Source organism: Arthrobacter sp. NPDC056493 (genome assembly GCF_042795115.1).
Lineage (GTDB): Bacteria > Actinomycetota > Actinomycetes > Actinomycetales > Micrococcaceae > Arthrobacter.
On sequence record NZ_JBHTSL010000030.1, the window covers coordinates 21,678 to 44,796 of the forward strand.

Sequence of the window (23,119 nt, forward strand, 5' to 3'; positions counted from 1 at the left end):
CTTCCAGCTTAGTGCCAGCGCGTCCCTCAACGTTTTCAGGCGTGCCCGGCGCTAGGCTCGCTGCCAGGACAAAACGTCAATGGGCAAGCTCGAACGAACAACCGGAGGCCATGTGTGGGATCCCGCCAAATACGTCCAGTTCGGGGACTACCGGCAGCGTCCGTTCTTTGACCTGACCGGCCGCGTCCTCGCGGACGCCCCGCGGCAGGTGGTGGACCTGGGCTGCGGCCCAGGCAACCTGACCGCCACGCTCGCGGCCCGCTGGCCCGACGCGCGGGTGGTGGGCCTGGATTCCTCCGCCGAGATGCTGGCCACCGCCGAACAGCACCGGCAGTCCGCGCCGGGGCTGGAGTTCAGCCTCGGGGACATCGCTTCCTGGCTGCCTTCCGCGGACACCGATGTGGTGGTGACCAACGCGGCACTGCAGTGGGTTCCCGGGCACCCCGAACTGCTGGCCGGCTGGCTCGAGGCACTGAAGCCGGGCGCGTGGTTCGCCCTCCAGGTGCCGGGCAACTTCACTTCCGCGTCCCACACCCTGATGCGCGACGTCGCGGAGTCACCCAGGTGGGCAGGCAGGCTCGCCGGCCTGCTGCGGCACGAGGATGCTGTGGCCCCGCCCGGGCGATACCTGGAAATCATGCTCGACGCCGGGTGCGCCGCCGACGCGTGGGAGACCACCTACCAGCAGGTACTCATTGGCGAAAACCCCGTGCTGGACTGGGTGCGCGGCGCCGGCCTGCGGCCCGTGCTGGCCGCGCTGTCGCCGGAGGACGCCGCCGAGTTCGAAGCCGAATACGGCGCCCGGCTCACCGAGGCGTTTCCGGCAACGCAGCACGGCACGGTGTACCCGTTCCGCAGGATTTTCGCGGTGGCCCGCAAGCTATAGGGCAGCCGCACCCGCCGCGCGGGCACTGTCCCGCGCGGTCCCATGTGATCTGGCTTACAATGGCCAAGCGGCTATTTGGGGGCCTGCCCAGGCTCCCGTACGCCCTGGCGACGAAGGAGGCGCGGTGCTGATTCGCTTAATGCTCCGCCTCCTCGGCGAGCACCGGGCCGCAGTCTGGGCGATCATCGTGCTGCAGGTGGTGCAGACGGCAGGAAACCTGCTGCTGCCGACGCTGAACGCCAGCATCATCGACGACGGCATCCTGGCCAATCAGCCCGGGGTGATCCTGGGGCTTGGCGGCTGGATGCTGGTGCTCACCGCCGTGCAGGCCGCAGCCGCCCTGGGTGCCGGGTACCTCGGCGCCGGCGTCGCCATGAAGATTGGCCACCGTCTGAGACGCGAGCTGTTCTCCCAGGTCCAGGCGATGTCGTCACAGGAGATCGGCACGTTCGGCACGCCCAGCCTGGTTACCAGGGCCACCAACGACGTCCAGCAGATTCAGACTTTTGCGGTCCTGGCCTTCACCATGCTCGCCGCGGCGCCGGTGATGGGCATCGGCGGAATCATCCTGGCCGTCGAGCAGAACGCGGTCCTGTCCTCCATCGTGATTGTCATCGTCCCGGTGCTGGTGCTCATCATGTACCTGATCGTGCGGCGGCTCATCCCGCTCTACCGGCAGGGGCAGGCGCTCATCGATGGCATCACCCGGATCCTCCGCGAACAGATCATCGGCGCCAACGTCATCCGGGGCTTCGTCCGGCAGAAGCATGAGGTTGCCCGTTTCGCCGAAGCCAACCGGCGGCTGACCCGGAACAACCTCCAGTCCGCGCTCCTGGTGGCCGGCATGCTGCCGATGATCATGATCGTGGTGAACCTCTCCTCCGTGGCAGTGGTGTGGTTCGGCGGGCACCTGATCAGCAGCGGGGGCATGGAGGTGGGCGCCCTGACTGCCTTCATCGCCTACATCCTCCAGATCCTGCTGGCCATCATGATGGCCATGTACGTGTTCAGCACCGCACCCCGCGCGGCCGTCTGCGCGGAACGCATCCAGGACGTGCTGGACGTGACCCCGGCGCTGGCGGCGCCTGCACTGGCGAAGCGGGCAAGGCCTGCAACCCCGGACGGCGGGGGAGTGGCATTCAGCCATGTCTGGTTCGCCTACCCCGGGGCGGAGTCCCCGGTCCTGGCCGACATCTCATTTTCTGCCCGCCCCGGCACCACCACGGCCGTCATCGGCGCCACCGGCAGCGGCAAGACCACGCTGCTGAATCTGCTGCCGCGGTTCCTGAACGCCACCTCCGGTGAGGTCCGGCTGGGCGGGACCGACGTCCGGACCTTGCCCGCCGGCAGCGTGCGCCAGCGGATTTCCGCGGTACCGCAGCATTCCTATCTGTTCTCCGGCACGGTGGCGAGCAACCTGCGGATGGCCGCGCCCGGAGCCACCGAGGACGAGCTGTGGCAGGCCCTGCAGCTGGCGCAGGCCGAGGACTTCGTCCGGAAGTTCCCGGACAACCTTCATGCAGCCGTCGCCCAGGGCGGGGCCGGCCTCTCGGGCGGGCAGCGGCAGCGGCTCTGCATCGCCCGCGCCATGCTCCGCACTGCGGACCTGTACCTCTTCGACGACAGTTTTTCCGCCCTGGACTATGCCACCGAAGCCGCGGTCCGGCAGGCACTGGCGCCTGCGCTGGAGACGGCCACGGTGCTCATGGTGGCCGAACGCATTCCCACCATCATGGGCGCCGACCAGATTTTGGTGCTGGAGGAAGGCCGGCTGGTGGCCCACGGAACCCACGCCGAACTCCTGGCATCGTCGCCCACCTACCGGGAGATCGCCGAGTCCCAGCTGGCCCTGGACGAACAGCCGTGAGCGGCGGGCCGGCATGAAGGGCACACACGCAGCCAGACGCACCACCGGCAGTTTCCTGCCGGCGGCCAAGCGGCTCCTGGGCCTGCTTCGGCCATCCAAGGGCAGGATGGCCCTGGCCGTCGCGGCGACATGCGGCTTCGCCGCCCTCAACGTGGCGGCTCCCAAGCTCCTCGGTGACGCCACCGACGTCGTCGTCGAAGGTTTCATGCACGGCACGTTCGACGCCGGCAAGCTCGCCGCGCTGCTGTCCGCAGTGTCCCTGATGTACGTCGGGACGTCCGTCTTCAACTGGGTCCAGGGAGCCCTGACCGCCCAGGCGGTGCAGCGGCTGGTCTTCGGCCTCCGCGCCGCCGTCGAGGACAAGCTGCACCGGCTGCCGTCGTCGCACTTCCACGAGCAGGCCCGGGGTGACGTCCTTAGCCGTGCCACCAACGACGTCGACAACATCTCCCAGGCACTCAACCAGCTGCTCACACAACTGATCATGTCCGTTCTGATGCTGTGCGGTTCGCTGGCCATGATGCTGTGGATCTCGCCGCTGCTGGCAGCCATCGCCCTCGTTTCCGTTCCCATCTCCACGCTGATAACGGTGTTCATGGCGCGGGAGTCCCGGACCTATTTCGCGGCCCAGTGGGCCTCCACCGGCGAGCTGAACGCCCACATCGAGGAATTCATCACCGGACACGAGGTGATTAAGGCGTTCGGGCAGCAGGACACGGCCTCGGCCATCTTCGGCCACGGCAACGACCGGCTGGCCCGCGCCAGCGCTCGTGCCCAGTTCGTATCCGGGGCCGTGCAGCCGCTGATGGTCTTCGTCGCCAACATCAATTATGTGGCGGTGGCCGTCGTGGGCGCACTGCAGGTAGCAGCGGGAACCATGACCATCGGCGGCATCCAGGCGTTCATCCAGTTCAGCCGCCTGTTCACCCAGCCGATGGGGCAGATCGGCGGCATGCTCACCCTGATGCAGTCCTGTGCGGCCTCCGCGGAGCGGGTCTTCGCCCTGCTCGACGAGCCTGAGATCCCGCGCGAGGACGGGGTTCCGGCCCAGCGGGAGAACCTGCGGGGCCGGATTGACTTCGAGGACGTCAGCTTCGCCTACACGCCAGGGGCACCGGCCGTCAGCGGGCTGTCGTTCTCCGTCCTGCCCGGCCAGACCGTGGCCATCGTCGGGCACACCGGTGCCGGCAAGACCACCGTGGTGAACCTCCTCATGCGCTTCTATGAACTGGATTCGGGCCGCATCACGATCGACGGCACGGACATAGCCACGGTGCCCGTGGACTCCCTGCGGTCCAACTTCGCCGTGGTCATGCAGGACGTCTGGCTGTTCAGCGGCACGGTCCGCGACAACATCGAATACGGCTGGCCCGGGGCGGATGATGACCGGGTCCTGGCAGCCGCCGAGGCCAGCCACGTGGACCACTTTGTGCGGTCGCTGCCGGCCGGCTACGCCACGGTCCTGGGGGACGACGGCGATTCGCTGAGCCAGGGTCAGCGGCAACTGATAACCATCGCCCGGGCACGGCTCGCCGACCGCAGCGTCCTGATCCTGGACGAGGCAACAAGCTCCGTGGACACCCGGACCGAGGTGCAGATCAAGCTCGCCATGAACCGGCTGAGGCAGGGTAAGACGAGCTTCATCATTGCCCACAGGTTGTCCACGGTGCGCGACGCTGATCTAATTCTCGTCATGGATCACGGACGCATTGTTGAACAGGGGACGCACAGCAGCCTGCTGTCCGTGGACGGCCAATACAGGCACCTGTATGAGGCCCAGTTCCGCGGCGTGGACCGCGAACTCGGCGCCATCCGCCGGCACCACGGCAGGCACGCTGCCGGCCAGCAGCGCTACCGGGAGTCCGGCCTGTGACCGCCGCCGATGGGTTCCCGGGGCAGTGGAAGCCGAACACCGGCAGCTCCGTGGCCCTGTTTGAGCAGCTGCGGCTCCACGTGATCGAACAGGCGGACCAGGGCAAGCTTGCCCCCGGCACGCGGCTGCCGGCAGTGCGGGCCCTCGCCGGAACCCTCGGCGTCGCACCCCACACCGTCGCACGGGCATACAAGGAGCTCGAAGCCGCGGGCGTCGTCGCCACCAAGGGCCGGAACGGGACGGTGGTCTCCGCCCGCGACGAGCGCTGGGGCGCATTGTCCGGGGCCGCAGCAGATTATGCCGCAGCCGCCAAGTCGCAGGGCGCAACGTTTGCCCAGGCCGTGCACCTGCTGGCGGCCGCCTACGACGCCGAGTAACGAAGGTGGCGCAGCACACCCGCGTGGATATTCGAAGAAGTTTTCGACTAGCATTAGTGGGTGCCTAAAGCCGTAGCTGAAGAAACCGCTGTTGCCCCCTCCGCCGTCGTCCCCCTGAGCCCCGCCAAACCGGCGCGCCCGGACCTTTCCCGGCTGGTGGTCAAGGGCGCCCGCGAGCACAACCTCCGCAACGTCGACCTCGACCTGCCGCGCGACGCCATGATCGTCTTCACGGGCCTGTCCGGCTCCGGAAAGTCGTCCCTCGCCTTCGACACCATCTTCGCCGAGGGCCAGCGCCGCTACGTGGAATCGCTCTCCGCCTACGCCCGGCAGTTCCTGGGCCAGGTGGACAAGCCCGACGTCGACTTCATCGAGGGCCTGTCGCCGGCGGTCTCGATCGACCAGAAGTCCACCAGCAAGAACCCGCGCTCCACCGTGGGCACAATCACCGAGATTTACGACTACATGCGTCTCCTCTGGGCGCGCGTAGGCCGCCCGCACTGTCCCGTCTGCGGTGAACCCGTCATCAAGCAGACCCCGCAGCAGATCGTGGACCAGCTGCTCGAGCTGGAGGACGGCACCCGATTCCAGATCCTCGCTCCGGTGGTGCGCGGCCGCAAGGGTGAATTTGTCGACCTTTTCAAGGAACTGACGGCCAAGGGCTATTCCCGCGCCCGCGTCGACGGCGACCTCATCCAGCTGAGCGATCCGCCCAAGCTGGGCAAGCAGTTCAAGCACACCATCGAGGTGGTGGTGGACCGGCTCGTGGTCAAGGAAGGCATCCGCCAGCGGTTGACCGACTCCATCGAAACGGCTCTTGTCCTCGCCGAGGGACGCGTCCTGGCCGACTTCGTCGACCTTGAGTCCGACGATCCCCTCCGCACGCGTGCCTTCTCGGAAAACCTGGCGTGCCCCAACGAGCACCCGCTGGCCATCGATGAGATCGAGCCCAGGTCCTTCTCGTTCAACAACCCCTTCGGTGCCTGCTCGGCCTGCAGCGGCATCGGCACCCGGCTGGAAGTCGACGAGGACCTGATCATCCCCAACCCGGAGCTGGCGCTGGAGGACGGGGCCATTGCGCCGTGGTCCCTGGGCACGGCAACCACCGAGTACTGGAACCGGCTGCTCGGCGGGCTCGCCAAGGAGCTCGGGTTCTCCATGACCACGCCGTGGCAGGACCTTTCCTCCGACGTCCGTCAGACCGTCCTGCACGGCAAGGACCACAAGGTCGTGGTGCAGTACCGCAACCGTTTCGGCCGGGAGCGCAAGTACAGCACTGGCTTCGAGGGCGTGGTGCAGTACGTGCACCGCAAGCACACCGAAACCGAGTCCGACTACGCCAGGGACCGCTATGAGGAATACATGCGGCAGATCCCCTGCCCCGCCTGCGACGGCGCCCGGCTGAACCCGGCGTCGCTTTCGGTTCTCATCAACGGCAAGTCCATTGCCGACGTCGCTCGGCTCCCCATGCGTGAATGCGCAGCATTCCTGGACAACCTCGTGCTGACCGGCCGTGAGGCGCAAATCGCCCACCAGGTCCTCAAGGAGATCCAGGCCCGCCTGACCTTCCTGCTGGACGTGGGCCTTGAGTACCTGAACCTGGAGCGCCCCTCCGGCACCCTGTCCGGCGGCGAAGCCCAGCGCATCAGGCTTGCCACCCAGATCGGTTCCGGCCTCGTGGGCGTCCTCTACGTCCTGGACGAGCCGTCCATCGGGCTGCACCAGCGGGACAACCGGCGCCTGATCGAGACTCTGACCCGGCTGCGGGACCTGGGCAACACCCTCATCGTGGTCGAACACGATGAGGACACCATCCATGAAGCGGACTGGATCGTGGACATCGGCCCGGGAGCCGGCGAGCATGGCGGACAGGTGGTCCATTCCGGGTCCTACAAGGAACTCCTGGCGAACACGAAGTCCCTCACCGGCGACTACCTCTCCGGCAGGAAGAGCATCGACGTCCCCAAGAAGCGCCGCAAGTACGACAAGAAGCGCGAGCTGAAGGTGGTTGGCGCCCGCGAGAACAACCTCGTCAACGTAGATGCCGCGTTCCCGCTGGGCCTGTTCACCGCGGTGACCGGTGTCAGCGGCTCCGGCAAATCCACGCTTGTGAACGAAATCCTGTACAAGGTGCTGGCCAACAAGCTCAACGGCGCCAAGCAGGTGGCCGGGCGCCACCGCACTGTCCAGGGCCTCGAGCACCTGGACAAGGTGGTGCACGTGGACCAGAGCCCGATCGGCCGCACGCCGCGCTCCAACCCCGCGACCTATACCGGCGTGTTCGACCACATCCGGAAGCTCTTCGCCGAGACCACCGAGGCCAAGGTCCGCGGCTACCTGCCCGGACGGTTCTCGTTCAACGTCAAGGGCGGGCGCTGCGAAGCCTGCTCCGGTGACGGCACGCTGAAGATCGAGATGAACTTCCTGCCGGACGTCTATGTGCCGTGCGAGGTCTGCCACGGTGCGCGCTACAACCGCGAGACCCTTGAGGTGCACTACAAGGGCAAGACCATCGCCGACGTGCTGAACATGCCCATCGAGGAGGGCGCCGAGTTCTTCGCCGCTTTCTCCCCGATTGCGCGCCACCTCAAGACTCTCGTGGATGTCGGCCTCGGCTACGTCCGGCTCGGGCAGCCCGCCACCACGCTGTCCGGCGGTGAGGCGCAGCGCGTGAAGCTCGCGGCCGAACTCCAGAAGCGGTCCAACGGGCGCAGCGTCTACGTCCTGGACGAGCCCACCACCGGACTTCACTTCGAGGACATCCGGAAGCTGCTCATGGTGCTGCAGGGCCTGGTGGAGAAGGGCAACACGGTCATCACCATCGAACACAACCTCGACGTCATCAAGAGCGCCGACTGGATCGTGGACCTCGGCCCGGACGGCGGCTCCGGCGGCGGCCGGATCATCGCCACAGGCACCCCCGAGCAGGTCTCCAAGTCCTCGGAAAGCTACACCGCGAAGTTCCTGGCCGAAATCCTCGGCTAGGGGCGCCCGGCCACTACGCCACGGCCCACAACGCGGAACCCAACACGACGACCCAACACGAGGACCCACAACGCCACGGCGGCCCGCCAGATTAACTGGCGGGCCGCCGTCGTCCTCCGCCAGTTTGGAGTTTTTGTCCAGATATTGGCCGCTAAATGCCTCGGAAGTCGCGATACGTGGACAAAAACTCCTCCATAGGCGCAGAAGTATTCCTCGGACGGCATACGAGTTTGAGCAGGCGTGCCATCGTGAGAAACTAAGCCGGTGACTTCAACAACAGTGCCCGTGATCTTCGACCTGGACGGCACTCTTGTCGATCCGGCCGGCGGGATAACAGACGGAATTGCCGCGGCCCTCACGGAACATGGCCTTGCTGTCCCCAGCCAGGACCTTCTAGAAGCGATGGTGGGTCCCAAGCTGAGCGACTCCCTGCTGAACGTCGCCGCTGTACCGCCGGCCATGCTCAGGGCGGTCATCCGGACCTACCGGATGCATTACCTGGACGTTGGCATTTCCCAGAGCCGCCTGTACCCGGGCATCGTCGACCTGTTGGACGCCTACGTAGAGGCTGGACGGCCCGTAGCGGTGGCAACACAGAAGCCGGAAGGCCTTGCCCAACTGGTGCTTCAGCACCACAAGATCGCCGGACGGTTCCGCGCCATCAGGGGATCAGCCGCGGACGAGACTGCGGCCGCGGCAGGCCCGGTCGGCAAGACCGGGATCATTGCCGCTGCCATGACCGACCTCCGCACGCAGCACGCGGTGATGGTGGGCGACCGCGCGCAGGATGTGGCCGGGGCATTGGCCAACGGACTCGACTGCATCGGCGTCAGCTGGGGTTTTGCGCCCGACGGCGAACTGGAGGCAGCGGGAGCCGTGGCCGTCGTGCACGATACCGCCGGCCTGCGCGCCAAGGTCGAGGAGCTGGAGAACGTCCGTGCCGCAGCCCTGAGCGAGGTGCGTAACGATGGAGCTGTTTGACGGCGTCCGCTGGACCACGCGGACCCTCATCTCCGGCAGTTGCCGGCCAACAGTCATTGGGCTGGAGAACGTGCCCAAGAGCGGGCCGTTCATTGTGGCGCCCAACCACCTCTCCTTCCTGGACAGCGTGATTGTCCAGGCGCTCATGCCCCGTCCTGTGGCGTTCTTCGCCAAGGCGGAATACTTCACCACCAAGGGCTTCAAGGGGCGCGTGATGAAGTCCTTCTTCACGGCCGTCGGCTCCATTCCGGTCGAGCGCGGTGAGCAGGCCGCGAGCGTGCAGGCCCTCAAGACGCTCCTGGACATCCTCGAAGACGGCAGGGGGATCGGCATCTACCCCGAGGGAACCCGGTCCCGTGACGGCATCCTGTACCGCGGCCGGACCGGCGTCGGCTGGCTGGCCCTCACCACCGGCGCGCCGGTGATCCCGGTGGGACTGATCGGCACCGAGAAGTTGCAGCCCGCCGGCCGCAACGCCGTTAAGCCCCAGCACTTCACCATGAAGGTGGGGGAGCCGATCTACTTCGACAAGACCGGGCCGGACCATTCGCTTCCCGCGCGCCGCCAGGTAACCGACCGGATCATGGACGCCATCGCCGAGCTCAGCGGCCAGGAGCGCTCCACCAGCTACAACCAGAGCAAGGTCATCGAGTAGGCCGGTTGTTCTCTCGGCGGCCCGGCCGGTCCCTCAGGAAGCGAAGCGGCAATCCGCAGCCCCTCAGCTCAGTAGACTGGAAACGTGGCAGATCCATCGAGTTATAGACCCCAGACGGGTGAGATTCCGACCAATCCGGGCGTTTACAGGTTCAGGGATCCCCATGGGCGGGTCATCTATGTCGGCAAGGCCAAGAACCTCCGGTCGCGCCTGAATTCGTATTTCGCGAACCCGGCAGGACTGCTGCCCAAGACCCACGCCATGGTGTATGCGGCCAGCAGCGTCGAGTGGACTGTTGTGGGCAGCGAGCTGGAATCCCTCCAGCTGGAATACACCTGGATCAAGGAATTCAAGCCGCGGTTCAACGTGGTTTTCCGGGACGACAAGACCTATCCGTACCTCGCCGTCACCATGGGCGAGAAGCTGCCCCGCGTGCAGGTCATGCGCGGCGAGCGGCGGAAAGGCACCCGGTACTTCGGCCCCTACACGGCCGGTGCCATCCGGGAAACCATGGACACCCTGCTGCGGGTCTTTCCGGTGCGGAGCTGCAGCGCGGGCGTCCTGAAGCGTGCCCAGGCCAGCGGCCGGCCCTGCCTGCTGGGCTACATCGACAAATGCTCGGCCCCCTGCGTCGGCCGCGTCACGCCCGAGGAACACCGCGCCTTGGCCGAGGACTTCTGCGCGTTCATGGGAGGCGAGGCCAAGCGGTTCATCTCGCGGCTCGAAAAGGAGATGGCTGCCGCCGTCGCCGTCCTGGACTATGAACGCGCTGCGCGGCTGCGCGACGACATCACCGCCCTTCGCAAGGTCTTCGAGCGCAACGCCGTGGTGCTCGCCGAAGACACCGACGCCGACGTTTTCGCCCTGCACGAGGACGAACTCGAAGCGGCCGTCCAGGTGTTCCACGTCCGGGGCGGACGGGTCCGCGGCCAGCGCGGCTGGGTAGTCGAAAAGGTGGAGGACTTCACCACCCCCGACCTCGTCGAACACCTCCTCCAGCAGGTCTACGGCGAGGACGCCGAGGTCCAGGGCCGGCTTCCGCGCGAGGTCCTGGTGCCTGTCGAGCCGAGCAACGTGGAGGACCTGGCCGAGTGGCTCGGCGGCATCCGCGGGGCCAAAGTGGACATCCGGGTTCCGCAGCGCGGCGACAAGGCCGCCCTCATGTCCACGGTCCGCGAGAACGCCGAGCACGCGCTCCGGCTCCACAAGACCCGGCGGGCCGGCGACCTGACCGTCCGGTCGCAGGCGCTGCAGGAGCTCCAGGAGGCGCTGGAACTCCCCGTGCCGCTGCTGCGCATCGAATGCTACGACGTCTCCCACGTCCAGGGCACCAACGTGGTGGCCTCCATGGTGGTGGTGGAGGACGGCCTCCCCAAGAAGTCGGACTACCGGAAGTTCTCCATCACCGGGGCGGCGGCCACGGACGACACCGCTGCGATGCACGACGTCCTGACGCGGCGCTTCCGGCACTACCTCGTGGACAAGACGGCCCAGGTCGAAGCCGCCGAACTGGTCGCGACGCCGGCCTCCAACGGTACCGCCGGCGCCAACGGCGCTATCCCTGCAGACGCAGCGTTGGCAGAGGCCGCGCTGTCCGACACCACCACGCCGGCGCCGCGCACGAAATTCGCCTACCCGCCCAACCTCGTGGTGGTGGACGGCGGCCAGCCCCAGGTCAACGCGGCCGCCAAGGCCCTCGAATCACTGGGCGTCGACGACGTCTACGTTGTTGGGCTCGCCAAGCGCCTCGAGGAGGTCTGGCTGCCGGACAGCGACTTCCCGGTCATCCTTCCCCGCTCCTCGCAGGGCCTCTACATGCTGCAGCGCATCCGCGACGAGGCCCACCGCTTCGCCATCTCGTTCCACCGGCAAAAGCGCGGCAAGGCGATGACCGTCTCGGTCCTCGACGGCGTGCCCGGGCTGGGCGATTCCAAGCGGAAGGCCCTGCTCGCCCACTTTGGTTCCCTCAAGAAGATCAAGGCGGCATCGGCGGAGGAACTGACAGCCGCCAAGGGGGTCGGGCCGGCACTGGCCGCTGCCATCGTCACGCACTTCAGCCCGGGCGGAGCCGGCGGCGACTCGGGCGACTCCGTTCCGGCGATCAACATGACCACCGGGGAAGTGCTGGAAACTTAGCCCGGGCCCGGAAACTTGGTTAGGGTAAGTACGGGAAATCGGCGTGTGCCGCAAACACTAGCAAACGGCTACCGCGCAGCAACCGCGCGCGGGAGGCCACAGCAGGAATGAGGCTGGAATCAATGGCAGAGTCGACGGCGGAGTCCAGCACGGAAGAGGACGGCCTGACACCGGTCAAGCCCGCCGAAGCGGAACTGCTCATCGTGACCGGAATGTCCGGCGCGGGCCGCAGCACCGCCTCCGATGCGCTGGAGGACCACGGCTGGTACGTCGTCGAGAACCTTCCGCCGCAGATGCTCGGGACGCTGGCCGAACTCGTGTCCCACGCCCCCCAGTCCATCCCCAAGCTTGCCGTGGTGATGGACGTGCGCAGCAAGGCCCTGTTCGCGGACATCCGCGCGGCACTGCGGGCCCTCGAAGTCAGCGGCGTCACCTTCCGGGTGCTGTTCCTTGACGCCAGCGACGACGTCCTGGTCCGCCGCTTCGAGCAGGGCCGGCGCCCGCACCCGCTGCAGGGCGGCGGCCGGATCCTCGACGGCATCGCCGCGGAACGTGAACTCCTAAAGGAGCTGCGCGACTCCTCCGACCTTGTCCTGGACACCTCGTCCCTCAACGTGCACGGGCTCGCCACTGCGATCACCGAGCTGTTCACCGAAACCGGACCCATCGCGATCCGCCTGAACATCATGAGCTTTGGCTTCAAGTACGGCCTGCCCGTGGACGCCAACTACGTGGCCGACGTCAGGTTCATCCCGAACCCGCACTGGGTGCCCGCGCTCCGGCCGCACACCGGCCTGGACCAGGACGTCAGCGAGTACGTCCTTGGAGCCCAAGGCGTGCCGAACTTCGTGGAACGCTACGTCCTCGCCCTCGAGCCTGTCCTGGAGGGCTACCGCCGGGAAAACAAGCACTACGCCACCATTGCCGTCGGATGCACAGGCGGAAAGCACCGCTCGGTGGCGGTCGCCATGGAGCTGTCCAAACGGCTCGCGCAGTATCCGCGGGTTACCGTGACCACGACGCACCGGGACCTGGGCCGCGAGTAATGGGCGTTCTTACCGGCCCGTTGCCCCTGATTCCGCCGGCCGGCCTGACCGGTTCCCAACAGGCCAAGGGGCCCACCGTCGTCGCGCTCGGCGGCGGCCACGGCCTTTCGGCCTCCCTCTCGGCGCTGCGGCTGCTTACGTCCGAACTGACAGCGGTGGTCACCGTGGCGGACGACGGCGGGTCTTCCGGCCGTCTCCGGGAGGAGTACGGCGTCCTTCCGCCCGGTGATCTCCGGATGGCGCTGTCCGCCCTGTGCGACGACACTGACTGGGGCCGCACCTGGCGCGACGTCATGCAGCACCGGTTCCGGTCCGCCCGCGGCGGCGCCTCGCTGGATGAACACGCCATGGGCAACCTGCTGATCGTCACCCTCTGGGAACTGCTCGGGGACGCGGTGGCCGGCCTGAAATGGGCGGGCGCCTTGCTCGGTGCCCGCGGACAGGTGCTGCCCATGTCCACCGTTCCGCTCACCATCGAGGGCGACGTACGCGTGACGGCCCCGGACGGCAGCAGCACGGTCACCACCATCACCGGTCAGGCACGCTGTGCGGTGGCGGGCTCGCTGGAGAGCGTCCGTCTGCTTCCCGAGCAGGCTCCGGCCTGTGTTGAGGCCCTGACCGCCGTCGAGCTTGCTGACTGGGTGGTGCTGGGTCCCGGTTCCTGGTACACGTCCGTGCTCCCGCATCTGCTGCTGCCGGAAATGCGGCAGGCGCTCTGCGATACGCCTGCCAAGCGCTGCCTCACCATGAACCTGGCCATGGACACCAAGGAAACGTCCGGCATGTCCGCCGCCGACCACCTTCATGTCCTGCGCGACTACGCCCCGGAGTTCAGTGCCGACGTGGTGCTCGCGGACCCGGCTTCGGTTTCGGACCTGGCCGAGTTTGAGCGGGCAGCGGGGATGATCGGCGCCGAGGTTGTCTTGGGTAGAGTAGGGGCTTCGGGCCGGCGACCGGTCCATGACCCCTTGCGGCTGGCTACGGCCTACCAGGATATTTTCGGGAACAGTTAGGAAAGGTGCCATGGCACTGACAGCATCAGTCAAGGAAGAACTCTCCCGCCTGGACATTAAGAAATCATCAGTCCGCAAGGCTGAGGTCTCGGCCATGCTCCGCTTCGCCGGGGGACTGCACATCATCTCGGGCCGGATCGTCATCGAGGCCGAGGTGGACCTTGCCTCCACCGCCCGGCGCCTGCGCGCCGCAATCGCCGAGGTCTACGGACACCAGAGCGAGATCATCGTGGTCTCCGGCAGCGGCCTGCGCCGCGGCAGCCGTTACGTGGTCCGCGTTGTCCGTGACGGCGAGGCGCTGGCCCGGCAGACCGGCCTCCTTGACGGCCGGGGACGGCCCGTACGCGGGCTGCCGTCCGCCGTCGTCAACGGTTCAGCCGCCGACGCCGAAGCCGTGTGGCGGGGCGCCTTCCTGGCGCACGGTTCCCTCACCGAACCCGGCCGGTCCTCCTCCATGGAGGTCACCTGCCCCGGCCCGGAATCGGCCCTCGCACTCGTTGGCGCGGCGCGCCGGCTGGGGATCCAGGCCAAGGCACGGGAAGTCAGGGGAGTGGACCGCGTGGTAATCCGCGACGGCGATACCATCGCGGCGCTGCTCACCCGGATGGGCGCCCATGACGCGCTGATGGTCTGGGAAGAGCGGCGCATGCGCAAGGAAGTCCGGGCGACGGCGAACCGGCTCGCCAACTTTGACGACGCCAACCTCCGCCGTTCCGCGCAGGCCGCCGTGGCGGCCGGCGCCCGGGTGGACCGGGCCCTGGAAATCCTCGGCGACGACGTCCCTGACCACCTCAAGTACGCCGGTGAACTCCGCGTCGCCCACAAGCAGGCCAGCCTCGACGAACTTGGCCGGCTCGCCGATCCGCCCATGACGAAGGACGCCATCGCCGGGCGCATCCGCCGGCTGCTGGCCATGGCGGACAAACGCGCCTCGGATCTTGGCATCCCGGGTACGGATGCCAATGTGACGCCGGAAATGCTGGACGAGTAAACGGCGCCCATAGAATCAAGACCAGATGGCGGCTGTTGCCGCCATCGGAGTTTTCCGGATGACCCGTCGTCCGGGATGCACAATCCGAGAGTTAGCACAACCGGACAAACTGTCCACGACATTGGAGGATTTTGTGACCGAGTACGTTCTGCCCGAACTCAGCTACGACTACGCAGCGCTCGAGCCCCACATCTCTGCACGGATCATGGAGCTGCACCACAGCAAGCACCACGCCGCGTACGTAGCGGGTGCCAACAACGCGCTGGCCCAGCTGGCAGAGGCGCGCGATAAGGGCGACTTCGCCAACATCAACCGTCTTTCCAAGGACCTGGCCTTCCACACCGGCGGCCACATCAACCACTCCGTGTTCTGGAACAACCTCTCCCCGGACGGAGGCGACAAGCCTGAAGGTGAGCTCGCCGCCGCCATCGACGACGCCTTCGGCTCGTTCGATGCCTTCCGCGCCCAGTTCTCCGCAGCCGCCCTCGGCCTGCAGGGTTCGGGCTGGGGCTTCCTGGCCTACGAGCCCATCGGTGGCAACCTCGTCATCGAGCAGCTCTACGACCAGCAGGGCAACGTCGCGCTGGGCACCACCCCGCTGCTGATGCTGGACATGTGGGAGCACGCTTTCTACCTGGACTACGTCAACGTCAAGGCCGACTACGTCAAGGCGTTCTGGAACATCGTCAACTGGGCTGATGTGTCCGCCCGCTTCGCCGCGGCGCGCGCCAACGCAACGGGACTCATCACCCTCTAAGTGTGACCTGGCGTACACAAAGCAGTAACAAACTTCACATTCGGCGACTTTAGGGCCGAATTCTGGACGGTCTGCCCCCGCACTTGCGGGGGTAGACCTACTTAAACGTAAGATGGATCACGGAAGGCGGTTAGCCTTCAGCAATGAGGCTGGTCGCCCTCCGATCTGAAAAATATCTCTGCCCAATGGCGTGCGGGATCTGTTAGTTGGCTTGAACGCCCGCTTACTAGTTGTGCTTCCAAGGCACAAAGGAGACTAAAAAGTGACCACCCGTATTGGTATCAACGGCTTCGGCCGCATCGGCCGCAACTACTTCCGCGCTGCACTTGCTCAGGGTGCGGACCTTGAGATCGTTGCCGTCAACGACCTCACCAGCCCCGAGGCGCTGGCCCACCTGCTCAAGTACGACTCCGTCGGTGGGCGCCTGGCCGAGACCATCGAGGTCAAGGAAGGCAACCTCGTCGTCAACGGCAACGCCATCAAGGTCCTGGCCGAGCGCGACCCCGCGAACCTCCCTTGGAAGGACCTGGGCGTTGACATCGTCATCGAGTCCACCGGTTTCTTCACCAAGGCAGCTGCTGCGAAGAAGCACATCGAAGCCGGCGCCAAGAAGGTCCTGATCTCCGCTCCCGCCTCGGACGAGGACATCACCATCGTGATGGGCGTCAATGACGGCCTGTACGATCCCGAGAACCACCACATCATCTCCAACGCTTCCTGCACCACCAACTGCCTCGGCCCGCTGGCCAAGGTGGTTAACGAGGCGTTCGGCATCGAGCGCGGCCTGATGACCACGGTCCACGCGTACACCGCAGACCAGAACCTGCAGGATGGCCCGCACAACGACCTCCGCCGTGCCCGTGCCGCCGCCATCAACATGGTCCCCACCTCCACGGGTGCAGCCAAGGCCATCGGCCTGGTCCTGCCGGAGCTCAAGGGCAAGCTGGACGGCTATGCCATCCGCGTTCCGGTCCCCACCGGCTCCGCCACCGACCTCACCGTCACGGTCTCCCGCGAGACCACCGTCGAGGAAGTCAACGCCACGCTCAAGAAGGCCGCAGAGTCTGACGAGTGGCAGGGCATCCTGACCTACACCGACGCCCCGATCGTCTCCTCGGACATCGTCGGCGACCCCGCCTCGTCCATCTTTGACTCCGGTTTGACCAAGGTCATTGGCAACCAGGTCAAGGTTGTTTCGTGGTATGACAACGAATGGGGCTACTCCAACCGCCTCGTGGACCTCACGGAGCTTGTTGCCGCGAAGCTGGGCTAGGGTTAGCTACATGACATCTCACACCCTCAACGAACTGATCGCTGAAGGTGTCCGCGGGCGGTACATTCTGGTTCGAAGTGACCTGAATGTGCCGCTCGACGGCTCTACAGTGACTGACGACGGCCGCATCCGGGCCTCACTGCCAGTGCTGGGAAAGCTCACGGACGCCGGTGCCCGCGTGCTGGTAACAGCCCACCTCGGCCGCCCCAAGGGCGCCCCTGAAGACAAGTACTCGCTCAAGCCGGCGGTCGCCCGCCTGGCCGAGCTGGCTTCCTTCCCTGTCTCGCTCGCGGCGGACACGGTGGGACCCTCGGCCAAGGAGAAGGCAGCCGCGCTGCAGGACGGCCAGGTCCTGGTGCTCGAGAACGTGCGGTTCGACGCACGCGAGACCAGCAAGGACGCGGCCGAGCGGGGCACCTTCGCAGATGAGCTGGTGGGACTCACCGGTGACAACGGCGCCTTCGTGAACGACGCCTTCGGCGCCGTGCACCGCAAGCACGCCAGCGTTTACGACGTCGCCACCCGGCTCCCGTCGTACCTCGGTGACCTCGTGGGCACCGAGGTGGAAGTCCTCCGCAAGCTGACCGCAGACACGCAGCGCCCCTACGTTGTGGTGCTGGGCGGTTCGAAGGTTTCGGACAAGCTCGCGGTCATCGACAACCTGCTCGGCAAGGCAGACACCATCCTGGTGGGCGGCGGCATGCTGTTCACCTTCCTGGCAGCCGACGGCCACAAAGTGGCCGGCAGCCTGCTGGAAGAGGACCAGATCCCGGTCGTCCAGGACTACCTCAAGCGCGCAGCCGACGCCGGCACGGAATTCGTGATCCCCACGGACGTCGTGGTGGCCGCCAAGTTCGCCGCCGACGCCGACCATGAGACGGTCAGCGCCGACGCCATCGAAAGCAGCAGCTTCGGGGCGCAGGGCATCGGCCTGGACATCGGACCCGAGTCCGCCCGGGCGTTCGCCGAGCAGATCAAGGGCGCCAAGACGGTGTTCTGGAACGGTCCCATGGGCGTATTCGAGTTCGAAGCGTTCTCTGCAGGCACCCGGGCCATCGCCCAGGCGCTGACGGAGACGGACGCGTTCACCGTCGTCGGCGGCGGCGACTCCGCGGCTGCTGTCCGTACGCTCGGCTTCGCCGATGACCAGTTCGGCCACATTTCCACCGGCGGCGGCGCCAGCCTGGAATACCTTGAAGGCAAGGAACTTCCCGGCCTGAGCGTTCTGGACCGCTAGAGACACACCAGCCGGCAGGGCACCTTCCGCACCGCGAAAGGCGCCCTGCCGGCTGTTCACATGATCAGCAGATTGACCGGCACTATTGGAGAACACGTGACTACGTCAACCAACGGCACCTTTGACCGCACGCCTTTGATCGCAGGCAACTGGAAGATGAACATGGACCACGTCCAGGGCATCACCCTCCTGCAGAAGCTGGCTTGGACACTGTCCGACGCCAAGCACGACTACAGCCGTGTGGAAGCTGCTGTCTTCCCGCCCTTCACCGACCTCCGCGGCGTGCAGACCCTCGTCCAGGGCGACGAACTCGACATCGCCTACGGCGGCCAGGACCTGTCCCAGTTCGACTCCGGCGCCTACACCGGGGACATCTCCGGCCAGTTCCTGAACAAGCTCGGCTGCAAGTACGTCCTCGTGGGCCACAGCGAACGGCGGACCGTCCACGCCGAGTCGGACGAAGTCCTCAATGCCAAGGTCAAGGCGGCCTACCGCCACAACGTCATCCCCGTCCTGTGCGTCGGGGAGGGCCTGGAGATCCGCCAGGCCGGCACCCACGTCCAGCACACGCTGGACCAGCTCCGCGCCGACGTCGAAGGCCTCACCGCCGACCAGGCGGCCGAGCTCGTCGTCGCCTACGAGCCTGTCTGGGCCATCGGCACGGGTGAGGTTGCGGGCCCGGAGGACGCCCAGGAAATGTGCGCCGCGATCCGTGCCGAACTGACCGAACTGTTCGACGCCGATGTGGCCGCCAAGACCCGCCTCCTGTACGGCGGTTCGGTCAAGGCCAGCAACGCTGCCGCCATCCTCAAGGAACGCGACGTCGACGGCGTGCTGGTGGGCGGTGCGAGCCTTGATCCCGCTGAGTTTGCTAATATTGTCAAGTTCGAGAGCCACCTCGTAACGGACTAGTCCGTTCATCCGGCAAGCTCCCGCATCCACCAACTTTGGAAAGGCCGTCGTGGACGTTCTTCATGTGATTCTGCAGATCCTGCTGGGCATTACCAGCCTTCTGCTGACCCTGCTCATCCTGCTCCACAAGGGGCGCGGCGGCGGCCTGTCGGACATGTTCGGCGGCGGAATGAGCTCCGGGCTGGCCTCCTCCGGTGTTGCTGAGCGCAACCTGAACAGGTTCACCATCATCCTCGGCGTCACCTGGGGCGTTGTGATCATCGCGCTCGGCCTGCTGATGCGTTTCACGGGCGTGGCTGACTCCTAGGGCTGACACAGCCGTCCTGCACCAAAAGCCCGGCCCGATCAGGATCCATTCCTGATTGGGCCGGGCTTTTCCCTGCCGTCAGGGGAGAGCACGCACTAAACTGTCGGTATCGGATCTAACGGCAGCGCCGCCATTAGTAGCGAGGGAGTTCTCCCATGGTGCATTCCTCTTCAGGATTCCGCGGCACCCGTGTGGGTGTCATTCAAGGGGCCGGATTGAAGAACCAGGGGGATGATCCTCTCGGGGAGCCCCTGCCGCGTATTTGTGTCTCGTATTGGTGCGCCATGGGACATGAGACGCGGCCTGTTTTTCTTCGGCTGCCGGACGACCAGATTCCGGACGCATGGGACTGCCGCCGCTGCGGCCGGCCGGCGTCGCGCAATCCCGGTCTGTACGTGCCCGGCGAAGCCCAGGAAGAGGGCTTCAAGACCCATCTGGAATACGTTAAAGAAAGACGCTCCAGCCAGGACGCCGAAGACGTTCTGGCCGGAGCGCTGCAGCGGCTAAGAGCCAGCCGGCGCCTTCCTGACTAGCTGTTCAGGGACACGCGAGGCTGCGTTCTCGTCGATCAGCCACAGCGTCCGGGACCGGCCCGCCGGACCGGCCGCAGGCACCTGCACGGGGTTGGCCCCGGCGAGGGCCAGGCCCACGGCACCCGCCTTGTCCTCGCCTGCCACCACCATCCACACCTCCGCGGAGGTGTTGATCGCCGGCAGGGTCAGGGAAATCCGCCCGGGCGGCGGCTTGGGGGAGTTGCGCACCCCCACCACCGTCAGCTGCTTCTCGCGGATGCCGCCCTGCTCCGGGAACAGGGACGCCACGTGAGCGTCGGGACCCACACCCAGCAGCACCACGTCGAAGCGGGGGAGCCGGCCGGGTTCTTCGGGACGGTCGTCCGAGGTATCCGCGGCGTGCTCGGCCGCTGCCGACTCGCTGAGCCTGCGTGCGTAGTCCTCTGCAGCCTCTTCCGGAGTTTCAAAGTCATCTGTCGACCCGGGCACGTGGACGCGCGCGGGATCAACATCGATGTGCTTCAAAAGAGCTTCGTGGGCCTGAAGCGCATTGCGGTCGGGGTCCTGGGAGCCCAGAAAGCGTTCATCGCCCCACCAGAAGTTCACTTTGGCCCAGTCCACTGCGGGCGCGGCCGGCGAATCGGCCACAGCCTTCAGCGTTCCGATGCCCACCGTGCCTCCGGTAAGCACCACCGTCGCTTCACCGAATCGGTCCTGCACATCCACGAGTTTGGTGATCAGGCGGGCCGCGATGGCGGCCATCAGCACGGAAGAGTCAGGATGGATGCTTACTCTGGGCTCAGCGCTCACTGGGACGGACACTCCTTAGATTGGTACGTGGCAGTCCAATAGTAATCACTTCGCCGAATACTTCGTCGGGGTCCAGGCGCCGGAGTTCTTCGGCGAGGCAGTCGCGGAGGCTGCGCCGCGGGAGGGAGATCCGCTGCGCGGGCTGCCCGGGCTGGGTGAGCTCGGCGATGGAGAGTCCGGGGCGGAAGAGCTGCACGTCGCCGCTGGAGCGGGTGAGTCGGACGCGCCGGATGCCGGTGCCTGCGGGGTCCGCGACGATCGTGACCGGAGCGTCCAGGGACAGGGTCAGCCACGCCGCGAGCAGGATGGTGCTGGGCGAGTCCGAGGCGCCTTCGACCGCGACGGCGGTGACGGGCGAGGAGCCGGCCTGGTCCAGGACGGCGGCTAGCTGGATCCGCCAGTTGGTCAGCCGGGTCCAGGCGAGATCGGTGTCGCCGGCCTTGTAGGTGTTCCGGATGTTCTCCAGCGCCACCTGCGGCTCGGCCTCGTTCGCCGAGTCCGTGATGCGCCGGTGCGCGATCCGGCCGATCGAAGTCTCGCTGGCGTTCTTCGGTGCACCGTGCGGCCACCAGGCCACGATCGGGGCGTCGGGCAGCAGCAGCGCGGCCACGAGGGATTCGCTTTCCTCGGCGAGTTCCCCGAAACCGCGGAGCACGATGACCTCGGAGGCGCCGGCGTCACCGCCGACCCGGATCTGCGCGTCGAGCCGGTTCGGCGCGGACGAGCCGGCGTCGGCGAGCACGATGATCCGGCAGGGGTGTTCGCGGCTGGCCTCATTGGCCGCCTCGATCGCCTCTTCCTCCAGCCCGGACTTGGTGACCACCACGAGCGTGAGGACACGGCCGAGGGCGATCACGCCGCCCTGCTCGCGCAGGGACTGGATCTTCTTGGAAACGTTGGAGGTGGTGGTGTTGGGGAGATCTACAATCATGGCCTTCTCCAGGTGCGTCCGTCACGGGCGAGCAGCTCGTCAGCGGAGGCCGGGCCCCAGCTGCCGGGCGCGTACGGCTCGGGCTGTTCGCCCAGGCCGGCCCAGTACTCTTCGAAGGGGTCCAGGATCTTCCAGGACAGCTCCACTTCCTCGTGCCGCGGGAACAGCGGCGGCTCGCCCAGGAGCACGTCCAGGATCAGCCGCTCATACGCTTCGGGGCTGGACTCGGTGAAGGAGTGCCCGTAACCGAAGTCCATGGTGACATCCCGGACTTCCATCTGGGTGCCGGGGACCTTGGAACCAAAGCGGATCGTGGCGCCCTCGTCGGGCTGGACCCGGATGACGACGGCGTTCTGGCCGAAGTCGTCGTCGCCGTGGTCACGGAACAGCAGGTTCGGTGCCCGCTTGAACACCACCGCGATCTCGGTGACCCGCCGGCCCAGACGCTTGCCCGCGCGCAGGTAGAACGGCACGCCATTCCAGCGCCGGGTGTTGATGTCCACCCGGATCGCGGCGTAGGTTTCGGTGGTGGAATCGGCCGGGATGCCCTCTTCTTCCAGGTACCCCTGGACCTGCTCCCCGCCCTGCCAGCCGCCGGCGAACTGCCCGCGGGCCGAATGCGTGGACAGGTCCTCCGGGAGCCGGACCGCGGCGAGGACCTTTTCCTTCTCCGCACGCAGGTCATCGGCGTTGAAGGAAATGGGCTCCTCCATTGCCGTCAGCGCGAGGAGCTGCAAGAGGTGGTTCTGGATCACGTCGCGGGCAGCACCCACGCCGTCGTAATACCCGGCACGGCCGCCGGTGCCGATGTCCTCGGCCATGGTGATCTGCACATGGTCCACGTAGTTCGCGTTCCAGAGCGGCTCGAACAGCTGGTTCGCGAAACGCAGCGCCAGGATGTTCTGGACCGTCTCCTTGCCCAGGTAATGGTCGATCCGGAACACCGCGTCCTGCGGGAACACCGACTCCACGATGTCGTTCAGCTGCCGGGCCGACTCGAGGTCGTGCCCGAACGGCTTCTCGATCACCACGCGCCGCCACTTCTCGCCCTCGGCCTGCGCCAGGCCGTGCTTGGACAGCTGGCGGCAGACCTGTTCGAAGGCCTTCGGCGGGATCGAGAGGTAGAACGCGTGATTGCCGCGGGTGCCGCGGTTCTCGTCGAGTTCCTTGATTGTCTCGCCGAGCCGCTCAAACGCGGCGTCGTCGTCGAAGGCGCCCTGCACGAACCGGATGCCCTCGGACAGCTGGTTCCAGACCGCCTCATCAAAGGGGGTCCGTGCGTAGGACTTCACGGCGTCCTTCACCTCGGAGGCGAAGTCCTCGTTGTCCCAGTCCCGCCGGCCGAAACCGACCAGCGCGAAGCTGGGCGGCAGCAGGCCACGGTTGGCGAGGTCATACACGGCGGGCATGAGCTTCTTGCGGGCAAGGTCCCCGGTGACTCCGAAGAGCACAAGCGAGGACGGTCCGGCAATCCGGTTCAGCCGCCGGTCCCGCGGATCCCGCAAGGGGTTCCCGGACCGGCCCGCTGACCTTTTGCCGTTCAAAGTATCTGGCATGGTTGAATCGGTGC

The 23,119-nt window shown here is 66.7% G+C and carries 20 protein-coding genes; 17 read left to right on the top strand and 3 right to left on the bottom strand.

Annotation, left to right across the window (positions count from 1 at the left end):
- The first annotated feature begins 79 nt into the window (after positions 1-79).
- The 17 genes from ACFQ50_RS13350 to ACFQ50_RS13430 all read left to right on the top strand — a co-directional run bounded on the left by ACFQ50_RS13350 (position 80) and on the right by ACFQ50_RS13430 (position 19,829).
- Positions 80-886, top strand: coding sequence for a trans-aconitate 2-methyltransferase (locus ACFQ50_RS13350; protein WP_377996027.1), 807 nt, complete (start codon positions 80-82; stop codon positions 884-886).
- Between the two features lie 124 nt (positions 887-1,010).
- Entirely contained in the window at positions 1,011-2,753 is a 1,743-nt protein-coding gene (locus tag ACFQ50_RS13355) for an ABC transporter ATP-binding protein (protein WP_377996028.1), read from the top strand.
- Between the two features lie 13 nt (positions 2,754-2,766).
- Positions 2,767-4,626, top strand: a complete 1,860-nt coding sequence (locus ACFQ50_RS13360) for an ABC transporter ATP-binding protein (RefSeq protein WP_377996029.1) — start codon at positions 2,767-2,769, stop codon at positions 4,624-4,626.
- Positions 4,623-5,003 carry a GntR family transcriptional regulator gene (locus tag ACFQ50_RS13365; protein ID WP_377996030.1) on the top strand — a complete coding sequence of 127 codons (381 nt, stop codon included), beginning with the start codon at positions 4,623-4,625 and terminating at the stop codon, positions 5,001-5,003. The genes ACFQ50_RS13360 and ACFQ50_RS13365 overlap by 4 nt, the downstream gene beginning before the upstream one ends.
- A gap of 60 nt (positions 5,004-5,063) precedes the next feature.
- A complete protein-coding gene (gene uvrA, locus ACFQ50_RS13370) occupies positions 5,064-7,988 on the top strand; it encodes an excinuclease ABC subunit UvrA (RefSeq protein WP_377996031.1) in 2,925 nt (974 codons plus the stop codon).
- 264 nt (positions 7,989-8,252) lie between these two features.
- Entirely contained in the window at positions 8,253-8,969 is a 717-nt protein-coding gene (locus tag ACFQ50_RS13375) for an HAD hydrolase-like protein (protein ID WP_377996032.1), read from the top strand.
- Positions 8,956-9,624 (top strand): lysophospholipid acyltransferase family protein, encoded by a 669-nt coding sequence (locus ACFQ50_RS13380; protein ID WP_377996033.1) that lies wholly within the window; start codon positions 8,956-8,958, stop codon positions 9,622-9,624. The genes ACFQ50_RS13375 and ACFQ50_RS13380 overlap by 14 nt, the downstream gene beginning before the upstream one ends.
- 84 nt (positions 9,625-9,708) lie before the next feature.
- Entirely contained in the window at positions 9,709-11,760 is a 2,052-nt protein-coding gene (gene uvrC, locus ACFQ50_RS13385) for an excinuclease ABC subunit UvrC (protein WP_377996034.1), read from the top strand.
- Positions 11,761-11,882: 122 nt separating this feature from the next.
- Positions 11,883-12,806, top strand: a complete 924-nt coding sequence (gene rapZ / locus ACFQ50_RS13390) for an RNase adapter RapZ (protein ID WP_377996035.1) — start codon at positions 11,883-11,885, stop codon at positions 12,804-12,806.
- Complete coding sequence (gene yvcK / locus ACFQ50_RS13395; protein WP_377996036.1) at positions 12,806-13,819, top strand: uridine diphosphate-N-acetylglucosamine-binding protein YvcK; 1,014 nt, start codon at positions 12,806-12,808, stop codon at positions 13,817-13,819. Before rapZ ends, yvcK begins: the two co-directional genes overlap by 1 nt.
- Positions 13,820-13,829: 10 nt before the next feature.
- Complete coding sequence (gene whiA, locus ACFQ50_RS13400; protein WP_377996037.1) at positions 13,830-14,810, top strand: DNA-binding protein WhiA; 981 nt, start codon at positions 13,830-13,832, stop codon at positions 14,808-14,810.
- Between the two features lie 133 nt (positions 14,811-14,943).
- Entirely contained in the window at positions 14,944-15,567 is a 624-nt protein-coding gene (locus ACFQ50_RS13405; RefSeq protein WP_377996038.1) for a superoxide dismutase, read from the top strand.
- Positions 15,568-15,829: 262 nt separating this feature from the next.
- Entirely contained in the window at positions 15,830-16,840 is a 1,011-nt protein-coding gene (gap, locus tag ACFQ50_RS13410) for a type I glyceraldehyde-3-phosphate dehydrogenase (protein WP_377996039.1), read from the top strand.
- Positions 16,841-16,850: 10 nt separating this feature from the next.
- Positions 16,851-18,077, top strand: coding sequence for a phosphoglycerate kinase (locus ACFQ50_RS13415; RefSeq protein ID WP_377996040.1), 1,227 nt, complete (start codon positions 16,851-16,853; stop codon positions 18,075-18,077).
- 96 nt (positions 18,078-18,173) lie between these two features.
- A complete protein-coding gene (tpiA, locus tag ACFQ50_RS13420) occupies positions 18,174-18,989 on the top strand; it encodes a triose-phosphate isomerase (RefSeq protein WP_377996041.1) in 816 nt (271 codons plus the stop codon).
- 49 nt (positions 18,990-19,038) lie between these two features.
- Complete coding sequence (gene secG, locus ACFQ50_RS13425) at positions 19,039-19,296, top strand: preprotein translocase subunit SecG (RefSeq protein WP_306923517.1); 258 nt, start codon at positions 19,039-19,041, stop codon at positions 19,294-19,296.
- 155 nt (positions 19,297-19,451) lie between these two features.
- On the top strand, positions 19,452-19,829 hold the full coding sequence (locus ACFQ50_RS13430; protein ID WP_377996042.1) for an RNA polymerase-binding protein RbpA: 378 nt from the start codon (positions 19,452-19,454) through the stop codon (positions 19,827-19,829).
- On the opposite strand, the gene pgl is transcribed toward ACFQ50_RS13430, so the two are convergent.
- Genes pgl through zwf form a run of 3 tightly spaced genes read right to left on the bottom strand, consistent with a single transcriptional unit; the run spans position 19,800 to position 23,105 of the window.
- Complete coding sequence (gene pgl / locus ACFQ50_RS13435) at positions 19,800-20,618, bottom strand: 6-phosphogluconolactonase (protein ID WP_377996043.1); 819 nt, start codon at positions 20,616-20,618, stop codon at positions 19,800-19,802. The genes ACFQ50_RS13430 and pgl overlap by 30 nt on opposite strands.
- The gene (locus ACFQ50_RS13440; RefSeq protein ID WP_377996044.1) at positions 20,608-21,549 is read right to left on the bottom strand and encodes a glucose-6-phosphate dehydrogenase assembly protein OpcA; all 942 of its coding nucleotides are present in this window, start codon (positions 21,547-21,549) and stop codon (positions 20,608-20,610) included. The genes pgl and ACFQ50_RS13440 overlap by 11 nt, the downstream gene beginning before the upstream one ends.
- Positions 21,546-23,105: a glucose-6-phosphate dehydrogenase gene (zwf, locus tag ACFQ50_RS13445; protein WP_377996045.1), complete on the bottom strand. Its 1,560-nt coding sequence runs from the start codon at positions 23,103-23,105 to the stop codon at positions 21,546-21,548. Before zwf ends, ACFQ50_RS13440 begins: the two co-directional genes overlap by 4 nt.
- Between the last annotated feature and the right edge of the window lie 14 nt (positions 23,106-23,119).

Coding starts and splice junctions, on each gene's coding strand:
- whiA (WP_377996037.1), top strand. CDS start 13,830: ATGGCACTGACAGCATCAGTCAAGGAAGAACTCTCCCGCCTGGACATT.
- ACFQ50_RS13360 (WP_377996029.1), top strand. CDS start 2,767: ATGAAGGGCACACACGCAGCCAGACGCACCACCGGCAGTTTCCTGCCG.
- yvcK (WP_377996036.1), top strand. CDS start 12,806: ATGGGCGTTCTTACCGGCCCGTTGCCCCTGATTCCGCCGGCCGGCCTG.
- zwf (WP_377996045.1), bottom strand. CDS start 23,105: ATGCCAGATACTTTGAACGGCAAAAGGTCAGCGGGCCGGTCCGGGAAC.
- rapZ (WP_377996035.1), top strand. CDS start 11,883: ATGGCAGAGTCGACGGCGGAGTCCAGCACGGAAGAGGACGGCCTGACA.
- ACFQ50_RS13440 (WP_377996044.1), bottom strand. CDS start 21,549: ATGATTGTAGATCTCCCCAACACCACCACCTCCAACGTTTCCAAGAAG.
- ACFQ50_RS13380 (WP_377996033.1), top strand. CDS start 8,956: ATGGAGCTGTTTGACGGCGTCCGCTGGACCACGCGGACCCTCATCTCC.
- ACFQ50_RS13350 (WP_377996027.1), top strand. CDS start 80: ATGGGCAAGCTCGAACGAACAACCGGAGGCCATGTGTGGGATCCCGCC.
- ACFQ50_RS13430 (WP_377996042.1), top strand. CDS start 19,452: ATGGTGCATTCCTCTTCAGGATTCCGCGGCACCCGTGTGGGTGTCATT.
- ACFQ50_RS13415 (WP_377996040.1), top strand. CDS start 16,851: ATGACATCTCACACCCTCAACGAACTGATCGCTGAAGGTGTCCGCGGG.